The sequence below is a fragment of the Chitinophaga dinghuensis genome (assembly GCF_003259435.1).
Classification (GTDB): domain Bacteria; phylum Bacteroidota; class Bacteroidia; order Chitinophagales; family Chitinophagaceae; genus Chitinophaga; species Chitinophaga dinghuensis.
In genome coordinates, this window is record NZ_QLMA01000005.1 from 90,392 (window position 1) to 112,323 (window position 21,932).

Here is a 21,932-nt window from a genome sequence, read left to right on the forward strand (position 1 = left end):
AAAGGAAGTTTGCTTTTATCTCAGCGCTTTTCGTTAACTTTAATTTAATACCCACATTAGTTCTAAAACCGTATCATCGCACTACTATTTGTGAATTTTTTGAATGTAAAAAAGTCCGTATGCGTTTGCAGAAGAGTGAGAACCTGGAAATTATGACGATGCCCACAGCAGTTATACAAAAGAAAGTTACCCGCAAAAAGGAAACTGCGGAGAAAAAACGACTGATCCCCCGGGATGTCAGCTGGCTGGCATTCAACGCAAGAGTCCTGCAGGAAGCCGCCGACAAAACCGTCCCCCTTTATGAAAGGATTCGTTTCCTCGGAATATTCTCTAATAACCTGGACGAATTTTTCCGCGTGCGCGTGGCCACTTTAAAACGCATGCTCTCCTTCGGAAAATCCGCTGTCAAAATGCACCTGGAAGAAAACCCCGGGAAAATCATTGACTCCATCCAAACCATCGTGATGGAACAACAACGGGAATTTGACAGAATCTGGAAGGAAATCATGGCGGAAATGGAAGCACAACATATCTTCCTCCGCACTGAAAAACAACTGAATAAAGAACAACAGAAATTTGTCCTGAATTATTTCAACGAACAGGTGAGAACGAATATCATTCCCCTGATGATTGAAAGTATTCAACAATTTCCCATCCTTCGTGATAAATCCATTTATCTGGCCGTAGTACTGGCCCGACAGGATAATTCCATCGGTCAGAAATTCGCCCTGATAGAAATACCATCTGTCTTACCAAGATTTATTATCCTTCCTGCCAAACCAGGAGAACATGATATCATTTTGCTGGAAGATGTAGTGAGATTCTGTCTCCCCCACGTCTTTTCCTACTTCGGATTCGATAAATTCAGCTCCCATATCATCAAGGTAACCCGCGATGCCGAACTGGATATCGATAATGATATTGCCGACAGTATTATCCATCAGATCGAAAAAGGACTGAAAGACCGCCGCAAAGGAAAGCCTGTACGCTTTGTGTACGACAAAGACATCGATCCGCTGTTGCTGGAATACCTGATCCGCCGCCTAGGCCTCTCCGGAAAAGATAACCTCATCCCCGGCGCACGTATCCACAACTTTAAGGATTTCATGGACTTCCCGGACACTATCTTTCCGCCGCATTCCCATCGCAAATCCTTTATCCATCCGCTTTTCCTGAATGCTAGCAGCGTAATGCACGTAGTACAACGACAAGATGTAATGCTGCATTTCCCCTATCATTCTTTCGATACCATCATCGACTTGCTCCGGGAAGCCGCCATCGATCCGAATGTTTCCAGCATCAAGATGACCGCTTACCGCCTGGCCAGAAATTCTAAAATAGTCAATGCGCTCATCAATGCCGCCCGTAACGGAAAAAATGTAACCGTTATTCTGGAACTCCGCGCCCGCTTTGATGAAGCTGCCAACCTGGATTGGAAAGCGCGACTGGAAGAGGAAGGCGTAAAAGTAATGCTGGGTATTCCCAATATGAAAATTCACGCCAAACTATGCGTGATTAAAAAACGTATCGGTAACAAAACCATTCAATGCGGTTTCGTCAGCACTGGCAACCTCAATGAAAGAACCGCCCGCGTTTACGGCGATCATTGTCTGCTCACCGCCAACCGCGCTATCATGGCTGATATCAATAAAATATTCGCCTACCTGGAAAATGGCCGCCATGATATCAAAGTGCTGGAAGGCTGCAAAACGCTGCCTGTGAGTCCGCTGAACATGCGCAACACCTTCCTGCGACTGATAGACCGTGAAATCAAAAATGCCCGCAATAAAAAGAAAGCAAGTATCATCATCAAGATGAACTCCTTATCCGATGCAGCTTTGATTGGCAAACTCTATGAAGCCGCCAAAGCAGGCGTAGATATTAAGATGGTGATACGCGGTATCTGTTGCGCCTATACGGAAAATAAAAAATGGAAAAAAGACATACATGCCGTCAGCATTGTAGACGAATACCTGGAACATGCCAGGGTATTCATTTTCCATCATGGCGGACAGGAAAAAGTTTTCATCGCTTCGTGCGACTGGATGATCCGAAATCTGGATCATAGAGTGGAAGCCGCAGTTCCAATCACGGACCCGGCTATACGAAAAGAGCTGCATGAGATTATGAAAATCCAGCTCAGCGGTAATGTGAAAGCGCGTGTACTCGATAACGAACAAAAAAACGAATACTACCGGGAGGGAGATAAAAAGATCCGGTCTCAGGTGGAAATCTTAAAATATCTGCAAGAGAAACAATACCAGTAAGCAATTACTGGTATTGTCTTTTAGAGAAAAGGAAAAATATTTAAATTTGCGTCTTAATTAAAGATTAAAGCGTTCAGATGAAGTTAGCTGCGATAGATATTGGATCAAATGCTGCGAGGCTCCTTATTTCAGAGGCCTCTCCCAACCGCACAGGGGCAATGGATTTTACCAAGGTGAATCTGGTAAGAGTACCGTTGCGTCTGGGCTTTGATGTATTTGATACTGGCAAAATATCTGAAAAAAGAGCAGCCTGCTTGCTGGATACCATCCGTGCATATAAACTATTGCTGGATGTTTATGAAGTAAAATACCTAAAAGCCTGTGCTACCTCTGCCATGCGCGATGCCATTAACGGTCCGCAGTTATTGCAGGAAGTACGCCATCAGACAGGTATTGATATCAAGATTATCAGTGGCCAGGAAGAAGCTTCTTACATCTACGAAAACCACATTGCAGAACAGCTGGACAATACCAAATCCTATCTCTACATTGATGTAGGCGGCGGTAGTACCGAACTCACCCTCTTCAGCAATAAACAACTCGTTTTTAAAGAATCTTTTAATATCGGGACAATCCGTCTGCTCCACAACCAGGTGCCAGACAGTACCTGGCAACAACTAAAAGATTTCCTGAAGAATCATCTGCGCAATATCGGACCAGTGGTAGCCATCGGTTCTGGCGGTAATATCAACAAGGTTTTTTCTCTCTCCAAACGTAAAGAAGGCAAACCGTTATCCCTCGATACCTTGAAGGATTATTACAAGGAATTTGCCAGCTTCTCCGTGGAAGAACGCATACATATTTACAATCTCCGGGAAGACCGTGCGGACGTTATTGTACCGGCATTACAAATTTATATCAATGTGATGCGCTGGGCAGATACCTCCGAAATCTATGTACCGAAGATTGGTCTGGCCGATGGTCTGATTCATGCACTCCACACGGAAATTGCTGCCACTACCAGCCTTATATAAAAAACATTTCCGTTTTATTTTTTATATCCCCACCTTTGCGGAAAGCAAATGCTTACTGCTTATGTCTGTCAATAAAGAAATCAAGCGTGTCACCACGCATGTATTACAGAAGATGAAGGTAGACGGGGAGCGTATTTCCATGCTTACCTGTTACGACTACTCCATGGCGCGTATTCTGGATGATGCCGGAACGGACATTCTGCTGGTGGGTGATTCTGCATCCAATGTGATGGCGGGTCATGAAACCACCCTGCCTATTACGCTCGACCAGATGATCTATCATGCACAGTCGGTTGTAAGAGCCATTAAACGCTCCTTTGTAGTAGTGGATCTGCCTTTTGGATCTTACCAGGGTAATTCCAAAGAAGCCCTGAATTCGACCATCCGCATCATGAAGGAAACCGGTGCGCATGGCGTTAAAATTGAAGGCGGCGAAGAAATTATAGAATCCGTAAAACGTATCATCAGTGCAGGCGTTCCCGTTATGGGCCACCTCGGACTGACACCACAGTCGATCTATAAATTCGGTACCTACGCCGTTCGCGCTACAGAAGAAGCCGAAGCTGCCAAACTGATCAATGATGCGAAACTATTGCAGGATGCCGGTTGCTTCGCTATTGTACTGGAAAAGATTCCGGCACAACTGGCGAAAAAAGTAGCCGAAGAACTGTATATTCCTATCATTGGTATTGGCGCCGGAAAATATGTAGATGGCCAGGTGCTGGTTATGCACGATATGCTGGGTATCAACAAAGATTTCAAACCTCGCTTCCTGCGTCGCTATCTGGACCTGTATACAGAAATTTATGATGCCACACAGGCATACATTAAAGATGTGAAGTCCAGAGACTTCCCCAACGATAACGAACAATATTAATCGCATTACAGCTTAAAAAAGCGCCTCTACAAACAGAGGCGCTTTTTTGTTGATGGTTTGTTTACCAAATTTCCTTATATTCGCCAGATAGAAATGAACTATCTGTTAAACATACAGCTTTCTCTACTCTCCTATCTACGGAGCACTTGCTCCCACGTGCCTTAATGGCTAACGGGGTTATCCTCTTTTTATTTACGGAATCTTAGTGGCTGTCTGCGTTATGCAGACCGATTACTTACGTATATGCGTTCACGATGGTGCATGCCGCATTCTGCTATCATGTATTCATTTTCGTATAGCCATATACGTTAGAAGCCTATTCATATACATAACCAATTCCATTGACACATGAAAAAGATCACCATCATCGGCGCCGGAAAGATCGGCGAGACTGCCGCATTCTTGTTACAACAATCCGGCGACTACCAGGTAACAATGGCCGATAGTAACCCGCTCATGCTGGAAAAGCATGTATCCGCAGGTGTAACGCCACTGCTGCTGGATGTAAATGATGCCAATGCCCTTCAAAATGCCCTGCAGGAACAGGATATTGTTCTTAGCGCCGCGCCTTTCTTCCTGAATGTTAAAATTGCCACTGCGGCAGCCCACACCAACACCCATTATTTTGACCTCACCGAAGATGTGGCTACCACCAATGCCATCCGTGAAATCGCCGGAAAAGCCGGCGTTAGCTTTATGCCACAGTGCGGTCTTGCTCCCGGCTTCATCAGCATCGCCGCTTATGATATCGCCAAACAATTCGATTCTCTGGAGAGCGTACGCCTCCGCGTAGGCGCATTGCCACAGTTTCCTACCAACAGCCTCATGTATAACCTCACCTGGAGTACAGATGGCCTCATCAATGAATATTGCAACCCTTGCGATGCCATTCATGAAGGAGTGAGAAAGGAAGTGATGCCAATGGAAGGATATGAGAAATTTGCCCTGGATGGCGTGGAATATGAGGCTTTTAATACCTCAGGCGGACTCTCCGCACTGGCGGAAATCCTGGATGGAAAAGTCTATAACCTGGACTATAAAACCGTTCGTTATCCTGGCCATTGCAATCTCATGAAGATTTTATTGAATGAGTTAAAATTGAACAAAAAAAGAGAGGTACTGAAGGAAATTATGGAGGATAGCATACCTTTCACCCCGCAGGATGTGGTGCTGGTATTTGTGTCCGTGTCCGGTATGGTAAATGGCCGCTCTGTACAGCGCTCCTATTCCCGCAAAATCTATAACCAGCAGATCAGTGGAAAGGATTTTACCGCCATACAACTGACCACCGCCGGCGCCGCTTGTGCAGTGATTGATTTGCATGCCAAAGGAGCTTTGCCTAAACAAGGATTTGTTCGTCAGGAAGACGTACTTTTCGGCGATCTGATTACCAACAGGTTTACTTCCTACTATAACAACTAATTAAACAACCATGCTCAGTGAGATTTTGAATGGCCTGATGAGCCGTTACCAGGAAAGAGTGCCAGACGTAGCAGCCGTTATCCGAACCATGATAACGGAAGGAATAATTCATCAGGCGTCAGACATTGAAAACGATCATATTGCTTTTCGTACCATGGGCGTACCCCAGCTGGGCGTACAATCCCTGGAGAAAATATTTCTCCATTACGGCTATACGAAAAAAGATCACTATTACTTCGCAGGTAAAAAGCTGGATGCCTGGTGGTATGCGCCGCCAGCGCCACAATATCCGCGCATCTTTATTTCCGAGTTACGGGTAAAGGATCTCAGCGCCCGTGCACAGGAAATCATTTACAGTTATACGGATGAAGTAACCGTTGATCCGGTAACTGCGCTGAACCTGGATGATAGTAAAGCGGTAGATACTTTTTTGCATAGCGGTTTGTGGAGAACGCCTACCCTCGAGGATTTCAAGGTACTTGCAGCCGAGAGCGAATATGCCGCATGGGTTATTTACAATCGTTATTACCTGAATCATTTTACGGTAAGCGTACATAATCTTCCTACAGGATATAATACCATAGCGGATTTCAACCAGTTCCTGGAAAAACATGGATTTGTGTTGAATGATGCTGGCGGGAAGATAAAAGCCAGTCCGGATGGCAACCTGCTGCAAAGCGCTACGGTAGCACAAATGCTGACAGCAACTTTCTCCGGTGGCGAAGCATACAAAATTGCCGGCTCTTACGTGGAATTTGCAGAACGCAGAGTATTACCGCAATACGCTGATCTGGCCGCAGCCGCAGTAAAAAGAGAACATCGCAGAGATGGTTTCGAAGCCGGCAATGCAGACAAAATCTTCGAAAGCACCTATGCTGCTCAAACGGAAAAAAAATCGTAATTTTTTGCTCGCAGAGCAGCATAAGCAGCAAAGCAGCAAAGGCTTGTAACTTGTTGTTAGTATTTATTTTTTGTACGAAATAGAAACAACATACATTATTCTTTGCTGCATACGCTGCTCTGCAAGAGATCAAAAAACAAAACACCATCTTTTGCTACTTTGCTGCTTACGCTGCTCTGCGAGAGATCAAAACAACAAAACACCATCTTTTGCTGCCTTGCTGCTTACGCTGCTCTGCGAGAGATCAAAACAACATAACACCATCTTTTGCTGCTTTGTTGCTTACGCTGCTCTGCGAGAGATCAAAACAACATAACACCATCTTTTGCTGCCTTGCTGCTTACGCTGCTCTGCGAGAGATCAAAACAACATAACACCATCTTTTGCTGCCTTGCTGCTTACGCTGCTCTGCGAGAGATCAAAACAACATAACACCATCTTTTGCTGCCTTGCTGCTTACGCTGCTCTGCGAGAGATCAAAACAACATAACACCATCTTTTGCTGCTTTGCTGCTTACGCTGCTCTGCGAGAGATCAAAACAACATAACACCATCTTTTGCTGCCTTGCTGCTTACGCTGCTCTGCGAGAGATCAAAAAACAAAACTCTGCGAGAAAAACTAACGCCGCAGGCGTTCAACAACACATAATATGGAAGAGACTCTGAAATCTTTTGGTATCACCGCCCAACAAAGTGGCGTCAGTACAGGAAAGCACTGGCTGGCTGGCGGTGGTCCGGTTATTACCTCCTCCTCTCCTGTGGATGGGAAAGTAATTGCTGCCGTGAAATCCGCCAGCAAGGAGGATTATGATGCGGTAGTAGCTACTGCTCAGGAAGCATTTAAAATATGGCGTCAATGGCCGGCTCCGCGTCGGGGCGAGGTGGTACGCCAGATAGGTGAAGCTTTACGTAAGCATAAACATGATTTAGGGAGACTCGTGTCCTATGAAATGGGAAAGAGCCTCCAGGAAGGGTTTGGGGAGGTTCAGGAAATGATCGATATCTGTGATTTTGCGGTGGGTCTTTCCCGTCAGCTGCACGGCCTTACCATGCATTCTGAGCGTCCTGGCCATAGAATGTACGAACAATGGCATCCGCTGGGTATTACCGGAATTATTTCCGCGTTTAATTTCCCGGTAGCTGTATGGAGCTGGAACTCTATGCTGGCATGGATTTGCGGTAATGTCTGCATTTGGAAGCCTTCTGAAAAAACGCCTGTTACCGCGCTTGCTTGTCAACGTATAGTCGAAGCCGTATTCGCTGCCAACGATGTACCAGAAGGCGTTTGCTGTCTGCTCACTGGCGGTCGCGATGCCGGCGAGTGGCTGGCCGCAGATCATCGGGTACCATTATTGTCTGCTACCGGTTCCACCCGTATGGGTAAAGCGGTAAGTGCGGCAGTAGGCGCACGCCTGGGCCGTTCTATCCTGGAATTGGGTGGAAACAATGCCATTATCATTTCAGAGCATGCAGACCTGGATATGTCGCTCATAGGGGCCGTTTTTGGCGCTGTAGGCACTGCTGGCCAGCGTTGTACCAGCACCCGCCGACTCATCATTCATGAGAAAGTATATGATCAGTTTATTGCCCGCCTGGTTAAAGCATACGGACAACTACGTATCGGTAATCCGCTGGATGAAAACAATCACGTAGGACCACTGATCGACCGGGATGCCGTACTCGCTTACCAGCAAAGCATTGAAGCCGTTCGCAAACAGGGTGGCACCTTCCTTGTGGAAGGCGGCGTACTGGAAGGTCCGGAATATTCCTCCGGCTGCTATGTAAAACCTTGTATTGCAGCAGTAGAAAACATCTACGATATCGTGCAACACGAAACATTTGCACCTATCCTCTACGTGATGAAATACCAGACACTCACAGAGGCTATCCATATGCAGAATGATGTACCTCAGGGGTTATCCTCCGCCATCATGACGCTGAACCTCCGGGAAGCAGAACAGTTCCTCGCTGCAGCAGGATCTGACTGCGGTATTGCCAATGTCAACATCGGAACTTCCGGCGCGGAAATCGGTGGCGCATTTGGCGGTGAAAAAGAAACAGGCGGCGGCCGGGAAAGTGGTTCTGACGCGTGGAAAGCGTACATGAGAAGACAAACTAATACCATTAACTATTCTACCAAACTGCCGTTGGCACAAGGTATTAAGTTCGACTTATAGTACAGAAAAAATCTCTTTGGGACCTTAGCTCCGACGCCAGGCGTCGGAGCTTTTAATTTCATTTCAGGTGTTACTGCCCGATCAGATTTTTAAAAGCGGTTGACAAAATTATGGCGCAAATTGCGCTTCTACATACATCGACATTACATGATTTCAAAAATAGTAGCGAGGCTAGAGAACCCCGCTTTTCGTTAAACGGAAACCATGCTTATGAGAAAAATACCTGATAGCAAGGATGCTATCAAATACTCTTCAGACCATAAATATGACACTAATTTTTGAATATTCATATTCAACGTTTGTGCTACTGTACTAATCTTTCCTTTCTGCTAAATCATTTACACGGTAGATTTCGCTTTACTTTATACAAATAAGTAATATATATTCTATTAGAAATATCATATTCCAGCTATTTATAACCAGTCAACTACCCCATTGCGCACTTATCATTTATATTTAATGTTATCCCGCTTTTTTCCCTACCTTTAACCTTATCTAGATTATTTTATACTTATTACGGGAAAATGTTGATCATGAAATTGTTTAGTCGAGAGGCAGCAGTCGTGGCCGGTTGTGTAGCTCTGATGACTGCGTTTAGTACCAAAACCATTGCACAATCCAAAACCCCAGTACCCAGAAACTGGCATCTGTTATCCTATGACACGGACAGTGTTTATGGTACCGCTACTGAAAAAGCCTACAAAGAACTGCTGAAAGGCAAAAAAAGCACCCCAGTTATTGTTGCCGTGATTGATTCCGGCATTGATACCACGCACGAGGATCTGAAGCCCGTGTTATGGACCAATCACCGCGAAATACCCAACAATGGCAAAGATGACGACGGCAATGGTTACATCGATGATATTCATGGATGGAACTTCCTTGGCGGTAAAAATGGTACCAGCCTGAAAGAAGATTCCGATGAAGCTACCCGTGAATACTATCGCTACAAACAGAAATATATCAATCCGGATTCTGCTCTGGCAAAGGATTCTAAAGAATATGCCACCTGGCTGAAATTACAGGCGAAAGTAGAGAAGCCAGCTACCCAGTACAAGATGTCTTATAAGACGATGTCTAAGCTGGCGGATAACCTCTCCAAGTGCGAAACTATCCTGAAGAATTATCTTCACCAGGACAACTTCACACTCGGTCAGCTGGACAGTATCCAAACTACCAATCAGGATGTACTGCTGGCACGTAATTTCATCTCCCGACTCCTGAAAAGTGCCGGCGATGAGATGCCAGACTCTTTCAATGAATTCAAATCAGAATTTGACGAATACCTGAACGAACTGAAACGCAAGGCAGAAAGTACAGAAATACTGCCGAATGCAAACAGGGAGAAGATTGTAGGCGATAACTACAACGATATCAACGACCGCAACTATGGTAACAATGATGTGATGGGTACTTTCTCCTTCCATGGCACCCACGTATCAGGTATTATTGGCGCAGTACGCGATAATCAAACCGGTATCGAAGGAATTGCAGACAATGTACGTATCATGGCGGTGAAGGCCGTTCCTGATGGAGATGAGCGCGATAAAGACGTTGCCCTGGCGATCCGCTATGCCGTGGATAATGGCGCTCAGATCATCAATATGAGCTTTGGTAAGCCTTATTCCCCACATAAAGACTGGGTGGACGATGCCGTGAAATATGCAGAACAGAAAGGCGTACTGCTGGTACATGCCGCAGGTAACGATGGCGAAAACAACGACTCCGTTCCTAACTACCCTAATCCAAATTACCTCAGTGGTGGCAGAGCTACCAACTTTATCACTGTAGGCGCTATCGGTAGTGGAAGAGGCAAGGATAAAGTAGCTAATTTCTCCAATTACGGTAAGCACGAAGTAGACCTCTTCGCCCCTGGCGTACAGATCTATTCCACCATCCCTGGCGGTAACAAATATGGCGCGGCGAGCGGCACCAGTATGGCGTCTCCTGTTGTAGCCGGCGTTGCAGCCCTGGTGTTGTCTTACTACCCTGACCTCAGCGCAGCACAACTGAAATATGTACTCGAAAAAAGCGCTACTCCCCTTCCGGATGGTACTACCATCGTGAATAAACCAGGTACCGATGATCAGGAAGTAAATTTCTCTGACCTGTCTGTTTCCGGAGGCATTGTAAACGCTTACGATGCGCTGAAATTGGCCGCTACCATTAAAGGCGATCGTTTACAGCCGAAAAAGAATAAAGCTAAAATGAAGCCTGTCAGAAAGAACTAAAACGTGTCTGACTAAAAATATCAGCAACTTATCAAAAAGGGCTTGACGTTTGTACAACGTCAAGCCCTTTTTAATTGCTTTGTCCAAACTAACTGGAACGACGGACCGTCTTCTTATGATTTCTGCTGAATGATTATCTCACCAACCGAATGGCAAACGGATAACGGTAATTCTCTCCTTTGCTGGCACTGACGGCCGCAATAATGGAAAAAATAATATTGGCAAGTCCTAGCAATCCATAAAGGCCCATCCATCCGACAACATTGAATCCTGCCGTTGGAAATCCAATCATGGAGCTTCCCAACATCAGGATGCCAGTGGTGACGAAGCCAATAATAATGAATACTAATGCCAACAGACTGATCGTAATTTGGAAATTCAGCGCTTCCTTACCTTGCTGCTCCACAAACGTTGAATCATTACGTTTTATAAGCCACAAAATGAGCACGAGCACAACATTACCTGCCCAGCCCCATTTGAGGAAAATAAATGCGATTATACCAGCTAAATGTAAAATGGTAGCCCAGGTTCTTTCATCTCTTTGGTTCATGGGGTAATTTTTTAGAGAGAAAATGAAGTTAAGGTCTTATCCTGAAATTTGCAATACACTAAAATAAAAGAAAAACTACAAACCTGTAAGCCGGATTCTGTGAACTCCAGCAAGCTGGAGAACTGCTACCATTTATCTACGATGATGCTCACACATCACCTGTATCTGCCTACCCTCGGTCATCGGACGAGCAGCCCTCAATCGACCGTATACATGGCATTTCAGCACGCAAGGTTTACCCGCATAAACAGTTACCTGCCTACACCGTGGGCTCTTACCCCACATTTTCACCCTTACCTGTACCGGAGCACAGGCGGTCATTTTCTGTGGCACTTGCTGTACTATTCAGAAAATAGTCCCACCCGTTAGGTGGTGCATTGCTCTATGCTGTCCAGACTTTCCTTCTTCCTGCTCAAGTCAGGAAGACGATAGCACGGTTTGTAGTTAGAACGCAAAGATAAGGAATTTCCTTCGGAAACCATTAACAGAAAAGGGATTGCTGACTTTGATTGTCGCAATCCCTCTCCTGTATTGAAATCCGTTATATATCTTTTTTCTTTATCTGAAATTTATCTCCGTTGCGCCATAGCCATAACGGGCATGGTATTGATTCACAAAGTTCGCTACCTCCGGCGTCTGACGCAGGATATTATGAATTTCATCTTTCAGCTTACCTTTCCCAACACCATGAATAACAATCAGATGATGTTGTTTATGGGAGATAGCCAGGTCCAGGTAGCGCTGGAATGCATTCAACTGAATGGCCAGGATGGCGATATTGCTCAGACCTTTCCAGTTTTTCTCCAGCTTTTCAATGTGCAGATCCACTTCATGTTTAGGTTCCAGCGTGGTTTCTGGCTGCAGCTGAATTTTGCTCAGCAAACTGGCCATAGTACCAGATCCTATTTTTGCGACATCTGGCTTCTTCCCTTTTACAGCAGCTGCAGGCGTTTCCTGAACAGGAGGTAATACCGGCTGCTCTTCTGCTTTGGTAGGGAATTTCTCAAACAAAGGAACCGTTAATGTAGCTTCAGCTTTGGTTCTTAACTCTTCCAGTTGTACAAACAGTTGTTTGGCTTTGAGCTTCCATGTTTTCTTCACAGAAGACGCCAGTTCCGGCTGCGCATCTTTCAGCACGAATGTAAATTCGAATCTTGGGTTATCGTTCAAAGATTCAAACAACAGATCTGTCAGGTAGAAATGGTTGTAAGGATGGATTTCATTCTTAATTTCCAGATCCAGCTGATTATTCAGCCATACCTGAAAATAGAATCGCATGGCATGCGGAGTATCATTAAACAGATGGAATTTCATCAGCTTTACTGTTTCATCAAAACCATCATGATGATAAACAGGCAGTACTGAAATGAACATACCTTTATCTGTTTTCAGATCTTCATACTTGCTGCGGTTCACTTTGATCTCATCTCCGGGAATCAGCTTGGGCTTGGGTTTCACCAATTTCTCCTTTGTGAAGCGATGAAAGTAAGGAAAATCAATCTGATCCAGGTATACTGGAAAAGAGGTTCCTTTTACATCAATCATCACCATATTATCATTCACAATTTCCACTACAGTTCCTTCTTCTTTGGAACTTAACAGCAGAACTTTATCTCCGATTTCGTATTTCATAATTGCATTCTTGCTGCAAAGCTAAAATTTTTCCGGCAAAGAAAAGAGGAAGGATATAAAAGGTATGTGCGGGCAGACGCCTGCAAAAGAAAGGAACAATACAGTTACAGAAAAAATAGCAGGAGGAATCTCCTGAAAGAACAGGGTTAACAAACCCGCCTAACGTGTATGCCTGTATGAAATCAGGCTTCTTTGTCCTTGACGCCGGCAGTATAATGACGGCTATGCTTCTTTTCCGGATGACGGCGCATGTAGTCATCTACTGAAATGGGGCCGCTTCCTTCTACAAGAAACAAGGCAAGCAGTAACAGCACAAGGAGTGAAAGGCCTAATACTGGATAAACCTGAAACAAACCTGTTCGTGAGTGCACAAATAATAAGGCGCCCAAAAGTACGGGTAAGTTCAACAGTGCGGCAAGACGGGTATACAGTCCCATTGTAATGAATAACCCACCTACAAAGTGGGCAAACACAATGTAGTGAGCGATACCAAATGATACTGCTGTCAATGTAGGATTTTCATTGATAATTGCATCCAATGCGTCCCTGTTCATGACGAATAAAACTCCTACATACATCAGAAAACATCCCAGCGCCATTCTGACGACACTGAGCCATTTGGGATGATGCGCATCACCCCATTTTTCGATTCTTTGTAGCGTGTTCATAAAATCAGATTTTATGGATCAAAGAGCTACAATTAAGTTACGAAAAATTTATTGTTTTTTCAATTTACTGTGATGATAACTGTACATAAAATAAATAGCGAGGCCTGCCAAAAGCCAGATACTGAATACGATCCAGTTTTTCAGACCGATTTCTGTCATCAGGTAAAAGCAGCTTAAAAGTCCCAGAACGGGAATAGCGGAGAATCTACGTACACATGCCAGCAGAATGGTGACAATAGCCACTACTGCAAAGAGCATGAACGGAATATTATGCTTCCAGACTTCCCAGCCACCGTTGAATGTCAACCGGTCCAGGATATCCCCGCCGAAGAAATACAACAACACGATTACCACTGGAGGCACAATAATCCGGCTGTTGATATACGGGAGACGGAATCGCTTTTCTGCCGTTTTTTCCTGTGGGGGCAGCATTAATACGCCGCCACAAACGAGAATAAAGGCAAACAAGGTACCGATACTGGTCAGATCTGTTACGATGGTCAGGTTCAGGAATAACGCCGGTACGCCCACAATTATACCGGTGATGATGGTGGCGAAAGAAGGCGTTTTAAAGCGTTTATGAATGGTGCTGAATTTCTTTGGCAGCAATCCGTCTCTACTCATACTCATCCAGATACGCGGCTGTCCGATCTGGAACACCAGCAATACGCTGGTAGTAGCCACTACTGCGCTCACAGAGATAAGATAACTGATCCATGGCATGTTTACTTTATCAAACACAAAAGCCAGCGGATCGGCCACTTTCAGCTCCGTGAAAGGCACCATACCGGTGAGAATAAAGGAAATGAGGATGTATAAAACGGTACAAATAATCAGGGAATAAATCATACCCTTAGGCAAATCTCTCTGAGGGTTCGCACATTCTTCTGCGGTTGTACTTACTGCATCAAAGCCTATATAAGCAAAGAACACGGCAGAAACGCCCTGCAATACGCCAGAGAAACCATTTGGCATAAACGGATGCCAGTTTTCCTCCTTCACAAAGAAAGCGCCCACGGCAATCACAAAAAGAATAACGGCAATCTTCAAACCTACCATCAGATTGGCGGTACGTTTACTTTCCTGGATACCTACATAAGCCAGGTAAGTCACCAATATAACAATGATAAATGCCGGCAGATTCAGAATAATCGGTAACCCAAAAATATGAGGGGCAGCAGCCATCAATTCCGGTGGCGCACTATCATAATTGTTGGTAAGCCAATCCGGGAATCCAATCCCAAGGCCATTCAGGAGGTTATTAAAATATCCGCCCCAGGAAATAGCTACGGCAATATTACCGATGGCATATTCCAGGATCAGCGACCACCCGATTACCCAGGCAGCCAGTTCACCGAATGTAACGTAGGAATAAGTATATGCAGAGCCGGAAACTGGTACTCTGGAGGCAAATTCCGCATAACAGAGCGCAGAAAAGCCACAGGTAACAGCTGTGATAATAAAAAGAATGGAAACGGCAGGACCTCCATGAAAAGCGGCTTCCCCGATGGTAGAAAAGATACCGGCGCCAATTACGGCTGCAATACCCATCGCGGTGAGATCCTTCACTTTCAGGACCTTATGCATTCCACCTGCTTCGTGTCCGTCTGACAAACCGGCGTTGGCGTCTTTTAAAATGGTTGCGAGCGACTTTTTACGAAACAGCGAATTGGACATCGGCGTGGATTATTACAGTTTTGGGCGCGAATATATGGGAAAAAGTTATAAAAAATAATTTACAGTAAATTAAAAAATCCGGGACTATGCCCGGATTTTTTCACTCCAAATTATATTTCAACAGATTATTGCTGACGATTCAGCAGAAAATCTGCCAGATCTCGCAGTGGTTGTTTGCGACTAGTCAATACGGCGATATCGTCCAGATTTTTGAAAGCCATCTGGGTAAAGCGCTCCTTTTCTTTCTCTGCCCATTCATCCACTTTACAATCGCGGAACAGTTGCAACACACGGGCAACCTTATCTTCCGGATTAGATGCCAGCAATGCCTTTAGTTCCGCTTTCTGAGCAGGATTGCACAGCTCAAAGGCTTTCAGCAGCAGGAAGGTCTTTTTATTGGCCAGAATATCTCCGCCCTGCTGTTTTCCGAATTTTTCAGGATCTCCGAAGGCATCCAGGAAATCGTCCTGGATTTGGAAGGCAATGCCTACGTTCTTACCGAAAGCATACAAGTGCCCCTGGTTTCCTTCGCTGCCACCGCCGATGATCGCTCCCATCTGAAGGCTCGCCGCCAGCAGTACAGAGGTTTTCAGCCCAATCATATTCACATAGGAATCGTAGTCTACCGCTTCCGGCTCCAGTAATTCGAAATCCATATCCAGTTGCTGCCCTTCACATACCTCGATAGCGGCTTTATTGAATACAGATACCAGTTTCTTCTGGTATTTCGCGTGTACTTTATTCAACCGCTCATAAACGTTGATCAGCATCACATCTCCGGAGAGAATGGCTGCCGTTTCGCCGTAGACCATATGAACAGTAGGATTGCCCCTGCGGATAGGGGCTTTATCCATAATATCGTCGTGTATCAGGGTAAAATTATGGAAGAGTTCTACCGCACTGCCGGCGTGAAATGCATCCTGATGCAGCTCATCGAACAGTTCATTACCCATCAGGCAAAGCACAGGTCGGATACGTTTACCTCCTATTTCCAGAATATGTCTGGCGGCATCATAAAGCCGGTTAGGTTGCTCCGGGAATTGCAGCTGATCGAAATGTTTACTGAACTGTCCTGTTAACTCTTTAAATGATTGCATTGCTGATATACGTTAAAATTATTTCTTCTTCTTTACGGTATTGCCTTTCTTGCCAGTTGCTTTTTTCGCAGCAGCCTTCTTTGGAGCAGCCTTTTTAGGAGCTACTTTCGAAGTAGTTGCCTTTTTAGGAACAGCTTTTTTAGGAGCCGGTTTAGCAGCAGCTTTCTTGGCAGCTACTTTTACGGCTACTGCTTTCTTAGGCGTAGCCTTTGTAGTTGCAGCCTTTTTTACTGTTGTCGCGGCCTTCTTTTTAGGCGCAGCTGCTTTTTTGTTTGCTGGCGCGACAACCGTCTTTTTAGCTGGAACGGCTTTCTTAGCAGCGACTTTTTTATTCGCTGGCTTCGAAACTACCGCTTTTTTTGCGGCGGCTTTCTTTGGCGCAGCTACTTTCTTGGTAGTCGTTGCAGCTTTCGTTGCTTTAGGCGCAACTTTTCCAGCGGCAACTTTCTTCGCAGGAGCCGGAGCCTCTGCTTTTTTCGCTTTGACCTTGGCTTTTGATGCCACCGCAGCTTGCTTCACTGCTGGTTTTACGGCAACTGTTTTCTTAGTGCCTTTCGCCGCTTTCTTAGGAGCAGCAGCTTTCGAAGCGACTGGTATCTCCTTTACCACTGGCTTTTCTACCACTGCTTTCTTAGTATCTTTCGCCACTTTCTTAGGAGCAGTAGCTTTTGGAGCGACTGGCGTCTGCTTCACCACTGGTTTTTCTACCACTGCCTTCTTAGTGTCTTTCGCCACTTTCTTAGAGGCAGCAGCTTTCGGAGCGACTGGCGTCTCCTTCACCACTGGTTTATCTTCTACCGCTTTTTTATTGCCTTTTGCTTTTTTCGGCGTAGCAGCAGGTTTCACGATACCGGTCAACCCATCTGTGGAAGCAGGAGCAACGGCAGTAGATGCGGGTTGTATATGCGGTTGTAAGTTTGCTGGTACTTCCGGAGGCGTAATAATACTTTCAGAAATAACTGGCAGATCTACCGGCGGCATATCGGCGCCATTTCCGATTTCTGTTTTCACCACCGGTTGTGGTATAAAGTTGCGTTGTTTGTCTTTTTTCTTTTTCTTCTTACCAGGATGTTGCTGCTGGTGCTGCACCACCTGTTTAGGCTGCTGCATGCGTGGCTGCATACTTGTTTGCAGTTCTTCTTCCAGCTCATAATCCAGTTGTCTTTTCGCCAAATTAGCCGCTACCACCCGGATTTCCACTTCCTGTCCAATGCGGAAACGGCGTCCACTGCTAGAACCAACCAGCGCATATTCCGCCTCATTGAACACAAAATCTTCTTTCTTATTCAGGTTATGCACGCTTACCAGTCCTTCGCATTTGGTATCTACGGTTTCCACCCAGAAGCCAAAATGTGCCACGCCACTGATGACACCCGTAAAGGTTTCACCAATGAACTGCTGCATGTATTCCACCTGCTTGTATTTGTTGGCCGCACGTTCTGCTTCCATGGCCTTACGTTCCATTTCAGAGCAGTGTTTGCATTCTTTCTCCATCTGTTTATTTGGATGGATATCATTGGCCAGACATTCTGCCAGTACCCGATGTACCAATACATCCGGATATCGGCGGATAGGCGATGTGAAGTGGCAATAATCTTCAAACCCAAGACCGTAGTGCCCTACGTTATCTATCGTATAAGCCGCTTTAGCCATAGTACGGATACCGAGGGTTTCCAGCACGTGCTGTTCCGGTTTTCCTTTCACCAGTTCCAGCATACGATTGAAGGATGACGCGATGTTATCTGGAGAGCTCAGGTCAAACCGATAACCGAATTTGTTGGCGAAGGAAGCGAATACTTTCAGTTTTTCCGGATCAGGCGTATCATGCACCCGATATGGGAATGGAACTGGCTGTTTGTTGACCTTGATTTTAGCCACATAAGCAGCCACTGTTCTGTTGGCCAGCAGCATCATTTCTTCAATCAGCTGGTGGGCTTCTTTGCTTTCTTTGATAACGATGCCAATAGGCTTGCCTGTTTCGTCCAGCTTGAAGCGTACTTCCTGGGAGCTAAAGTTAATAGCGCCTTTAGAGAAGCGGTCTTTACGGAGGGTTTGGGCAATTTTATTCAGCAACAGGATTTCCTGTTTATAAGGACCTTCCTGAGATTCTATAATGTCCTGTACATCTTCGTAGGTAAATCGATGAGCAGAGTGGATAACGGTTCTGCCTATCCAGTGTTGCTTCACCTCTCCTTTCTCGTTCATCTGGAAGATGGCAGAGAAAGTATATTTATCCTCATGTGGACGCAGGGAACAGAGTTCGTTGGAAATCTTTTCCGGCAGCATAGGTAATACGCGATCCGGCAGATATACTGAGTTAGCGCGTTTTTCTGCTTCTTTGTCCAGCTCTGTACCTGGCAGCACATAGTGACTTACGTCAGCGATGTGTACACCAATTTCGTACAGGCCATTTTTCAGCGGACGAATGGAGATGGCATCATCGAAGTCTTTCGCATCCACCGGATCAATGGTGAAGGTGAGGATTTCGCGGCAATCTCTTCTTTTTCGTACTTCCGCTTCCGTTATAGTGTCTGGGATGTGGTTTAGCTCTTCTAAGGCTTCCTTAGGGAAGTTCAGCGGGAATCCGGCTTCAATCAGGATTTCCTTCATGGCCAGATCGTTGGTATTGCTGGCATCCAGGATTTCAACGATTTCGCCGACTGGTTTGCGGGATTTTTCGCCCCAGGCCACAATCTTCACAACGGCTTTATCGCCGGTACGGGCCTCTCCAAGGGAGTTGGCCGGAATATAGATATCCGGCATAAACATCCCTTTTTCAGGAATCAGGAAACCGAAGTTTTTGCTGACCTGAAGGGTGCCGGTGAATTCTGTTTTACTTCGTTTAATGATGTCCGTTATAACGCCTTCCATACGGCTTCCGCTGCGGGCAGGCTTAATGATATCCACCAACACTTCGTCTTTGTCCAGTGCAGTATTCAGGTTTTTCTGTTTTACCAGGATATCGCGTGGAAGGCCTTGTACGATTACGAAGGCCATGCCTGAGCGGGTTACTTCCACCACGCCTTTGTAGGTTTTTTTCTGGCCTCCGCCTCTGTTCTGGCTTCCGCCTCTATTTTTATCTTTCTTCTTTTTACTCATGTTTCAGGGTAGTTCTTCATTGATTGGTTGCAGGGTAATATCTGCTGACGTAATCAAAAATAAAATTATTAAATGTTTCCTGCGCGCCGAAAAGGAACGCAATTTCTACAGGCATAACAGCCATGTGCAGGTTTTGTTCTGTCAGTGTTTTCTTCAGTAAATGCAGCCTCACGGCGTCTTTCTCGGTGGTCACTACTATCTTGTTTTTACCTGGAAGATCATCCAGTTCCTTCCTGATCTTTGCTATATCTTTTTCAGAATAATAGTAATGATCCGGGAATGGTAACAGGAAAACCTGATCAAATGAAGATCTGAGCTTTTCCAGCAGTGGCTCAGGTCTTGCGATACCGCATGTCAGCAAAACGGTCGTATCTGCTGCCAGTTGTACCGGCTCATGCGTAATCAGGTCGTACATGGCTCCGTACTGCAAGGTAGTAAAAAACACCTGCTGATGGGGTAAAGGATTTATTTCTTTTTCAATTGCCTGTTTTTCTGCCAGGGAAAGGGTTGGCGGACATTTAGACACGATAATGCAATTCGCCCTCGTATATCCTTGCCTTCCTTCTCGCAGTCGGCCGAAAGGTACTATATGATCCTTTGTAAACCTGCGGTTGTACTCTGTGATCATAATATTCATGCCAGGTTTAATGCTACGGTGCTGGAATGCATCATCCAGCAGCACTACCTGGGTGCCTGGTTCGTCCATCAGGAGCTGCGGGATGGCCAGCATGCGTTCTTCTCCTACAGATACGTGTATATCCGGGAACTTATCATGAAACTGCATGGGTTCATCGCCGATATCAGCGGCGGTAGTATGTTCATCAGCGAGGATATATCCGCTGCTACGGCGGTTATAGCCTCTGCTGAGGGTGGCTACCTGGAAATGTTCTTTGAGGAGTCGGATCAGATATTCCACATGCGGGGTTTTCCCTGTTCCTCCTACGGAGAGATTCCCGGCTGCGATGGTAGGAATGTCAAATTCAACGGCCGTCAGCAGGCCTTTGTCATACAGTTTATTGCGAATCCACATCACCAGTCCGTAGAGCAGGGAGAAGGGATATAGGAGTACTGACAAATATTTGAGCACGTTAGTCTTTTTTAGAAAAATGATAAATATTCTCCGGGGTCACCACTGTTTGCAGGGCAATATCGCCCGCATTGGTATCCGGAATTTCCCGAATTGGTTCAAAGAGGGAAAGGCCGATGGTTTGTACATCCGGCCGACATTCCTGCAGGAATCGGTCGTACATACCTTTGCCATATCCTACCCGATGGCCGGTGTGATCGAATGCCAGCAAAGGCACGAACACCAGGTCTATCTGTGGTGGGGTCACGGTTTCGCCGGCAGCTGGTTCTGTGATCCCATAACTGTTTTTTACAAGTGGAGTATCTTGTTCCCAGAGGAAATGTGTCATCGTGGCGGTTTGCATGTCGGACCGGGAGAGTACCCATCGTAGTTGTGGGTACTGGGTGCGCAATGCCTCAATGATAGGCCAGGTGTCGGCCTCCTTCTTTTCCAGGATGGGAAGGAATACATGGATATATTGCAATCCGGAGAAGTTTAGCTTCAGTACATTGGCCTGCAATGCGGAGTTCAGCCGAGTTGCGGTGGGCTCATCCAGGTTGAGCCTTTGTTCCAGGAATTGTTTTCGTATATCCTTTTTAGTTGTCATTGTAACAGTTGGTACAGCGGACGTGACAACAATTGTGCCTGCTCGCTGATAAATGCCTTTCCGACAGCTTCGGCCTGTGGAATGCGTCCTATCCGGGGGATTCCTGACCAGCGGATAATGTCTTCTTCATTGGAGTGCCAGTCGCCGCCAAAGATCCATCCCATAACGGGAACGCCTGTATGTTGCAGCATGCGTGCAGTTAGCATGGCATGGTTAATACTGCCAAGATAGTTACGGGCGGCAATTATGACACCTGCATTCATTTCTTTAATCAGATCCAGGGTAAACATCTCCTCATTGATGGGTACCATTAGTCCGCCAGCGCCTTCTATTACCAATGGGCGGTCGGTGGGAAAGCTGTTAAGTTGTTGTAAAATTTTCCCGGGTTCGATAATGGTATGTTCCAGCCTGGCTGCCAGATGGGGGGATGCCGGTTCCTCCAGGGCATAGACCTCCGGATGGCAGACGGATATATGATTGGAAAGTAAGCTTTTAACGGTATTGGTGTCGGTTCCTTCGGCCAGTCCTGTTTGTACGGGCTTCCAGTAATCGGCCTGCAGCGCTTCTGTCACACAGGCAGCAGTAACGGTTTTACCTACGCCAGTGCCTGTTCCTGTAATAAAAATTCGGTTCATCATTCCGGCAAAGATAGGGATTCCGGCAATGTTTGCTCTGCTGGTGGCATTG

The 21,932-nt window shown here is 45.8% G+C and carries 16 protein-coding genes and 1 other RNA gene; 7 read left to right on the forward strand and 10 right to left on the reverse strand.

The window, feature by feature from the left end:
- Positions 1 to 119: 119 nt before the first annotated feature.
- The 7 genes from ppk1 to CLV59_RS15625 all read left to right on the forward strand — a co-directional run bounded on the left by ppk1 (position 120) and on the right by CLV59_RS15625 (position 10,849).
- Positions 120 to 2,267, forward strand: coding sequence for a polyphosphate kinase 1 (gene ppk1, locus CLV59_RS15595; protein WP_111592993.1), 2,148 nt, complete (start codon positions 120 to 122; stop codon positions 2,265 to 2,267).
- A 77-nt stretch (positions 2,268 to 2,344) separates the two neighbouring features.
- Complete coding sequence (locus tag CLV59_RS15600; RefSeq protein WP_111592994.1) at positions 2,345 to 3,241, forward strand: Ppx/GppA phosphatase family protein; 897 nt, start codon at positions 2,345 to 2,347, stop codon at positions 3,239 to 3,241.
- Between the two features lie 61 nt (positions 3,242 to 3,302).
- The gene (gene panB / locus CLV59_RS15605; protein WP_111592995.1) at positions 3,303 to 4,118 is read left to right on the forward strand and encodes a 3-methyl-2-oxobutanoate hydroxymethyltransferase; all 816 of its coding nucleotides are present in this window, start codon (positions 3,303 to 3,305) and stop codon (positions 4,116 to 4,118) included.
- Positions 4,119 to 4,466: 348 nt separating this feature from the next.
- A complete protein-coding gene (locus CLV59_RS15610; RefSeq protein WP_111592996.1) occupies positions 4,467 to 5,540 on the forward strand; it encodes a saccharopine dehydrogenase family protein in 1,074 nt (357 codons plus the stop codon).
- A gap of 10 nt (positions 5,541 to 5,550) precedes the next feature.
- On the forward strand, positions 5,551 to 6,441 hold the full coding sequence (locus tag CLV59_RS15615) for a DUF1338 domain-containing protein (RefSeq protein ID WP_111592997.1): 891 nt from the start codon (positions 5,551 to 5,553) through the stop codon (positions 6,439 to 6,441).
- A gap of 650 nt (positions 6,442 to 7,091) precedes the next feature.
- Positions 7,092 to 8,618, forward strand: a complete 1,527-nt coding sequence (gene amaB / locus CLV59_RS15620; protein ID WP_111592998.1) for an L-piperidine-6-carboxylate dehydrogenase — start codon at positions 7,092 to 7,094, stop codon at positions 8,616 to 8,618.
- Between the two features lie 533 nt (positions 8,619 to 9,151).
- On the forward strand, positions 9,152 to 10,849 hold the full coding sequence (locus tag CLV59_RS15625; protein WP_211323901.1) for a S8 family peptidase: 1,698 nt from the start codon (positions 9,152 to 9,154) through the stop codon (positions 10,847 to 10,849).
- 133 nt (positions 10,850 to 10,982) lie between these two features.
- Here CLV59_RS15625 and CLV59_RS15630 read toward each other — a convergent pair whose 3' ends face one another.
- The 10 genes from CLV59_RS15630 to bioD form a co-directional block, all read right to left on the reverse strand.
- On the reverse strand, positions 10,983 to 11,399 hold the full coding sequence (locus CLV59_RS15630) for a DUF4870 domain-containing protein (protein ID WP_111592999.1): 417 nt from the start codon (positions 11,397 to 11,399) through the stop codon (positions 10,983 to 10,985).
- A 70-nt stretch (positions 11,400 to 11,469) separates the two neighbouring features.
- Positions 11,470 to 11,844, reverse strand: an RNA gene (rnpB, locus tag CLV59_RS15635) — RNase P RNA component class A.
- Between the two features lie 113 nt (positions 11,845 to 11,957).
- Positions 11,958 to 13,031: a Smr/MutS family protein gene (locus tag CLV59_RS15640; protein WP_111593000.1), complete on the reverse strand. Its 1,074-nt coding sequence runs from the start codon at positions 13,029 to 13,031 to the stop codon at positions 11,958 to 11,960.
- Between the two features lie 182 nt (positions 13,032 to 13,213).
- Positions 13,214 to 13,699, reverse strand: a complete 486-nt coding sequence (locus CLV59_RS15645) for a DoxX family protein (protein ID WP_111593001.1) — start codon at positions 13,697 to 13,699, stop codon at positions 13,214 to 13,216.
- A 48-nt stretch (positions 13,700 to 13,747) separates the two neighbouring features.
- Positions 13,748 to 15,376, reverse strand: a complete 1,629-nt coding sequence (locus CLV59_RS15650) for an amino acid permease (RefSeq protein ID WP_111593002.1) — start codon at positions 15,374 to 15,376, stop codon at positions 13,748 to 13,750.
- A gap of 125 nt (positions 15,377 to 15,501) precedes the next feature.
- Positions 15,502 to 16,473 (reverse strand): polyprenyl synthetase family protein, encoded by a 972-nt coding sequence (locus CLV59_RS15655; protein WP_111593003.1) that lies wholly within the window; start codon positions 16,471 to 16,473, stop codon positions 15,502 to 15,504.
- Between the two features lie 18 nt (positions 16,474 to 16,491).
- Positions 16,492 to 19,572: a ribonuclease R gene (gene rnr / locus CLV59_RS29115; RefSeq protein WP_211323903.1), complete on the reverse strand. Its 3,081-nt coding sequence runs from the start codon at positions 19,570 to 19,572 to the stop codon at positions 16,492 to 16,494.
- 16 nt (positions 19,573 to 19,588) lie between these two features.
- Positions 19,589 to 20,659 carry a tetraacyldisaccharide 4'-kinase gene (gene lpxK, locus CLV59_RS15665; RefSeq protein ID WP_111593004.1) on the reverse strand — a complete coding sequence of 357 codons (1,071 nt, stop codon included), beginning with the start codon at positions 20,657 to 20,659 and terminating at the stop codon, positions 19,589 to 19,591.
- 1 nt (position 20,660) lies between these two features.
- Positions 20,661 to 21,245: a 5-formyltetrahydrofolate cyclo-ligase gene (locus tag CLV59_RS15670; RefSeq protein ID WP_111593005.1), complete on the reverse strand. Its 585-nt coding sequence runs from the start codon at positions 21,243 to 21,245 to the stop codon at positions 20,661 to 20,663.
- On the reverse strand, positions 21,242 to 21,883 hold the full coding sequence (bioD, locus tag CLV59_RS15675; protein WP_111593006.1) for a dethiobiotin synthase: 642 nt from the start codon (positions 21,881 to 21,883) through the stop codon (positions 21,242 to 21,244). Before bioD ends, CLV59_RS15670 begins: the two co-directional genes overlap by 4 nt.
- Positions 21,884 to 21,932 lie beyond the last annotated feature (49 nt).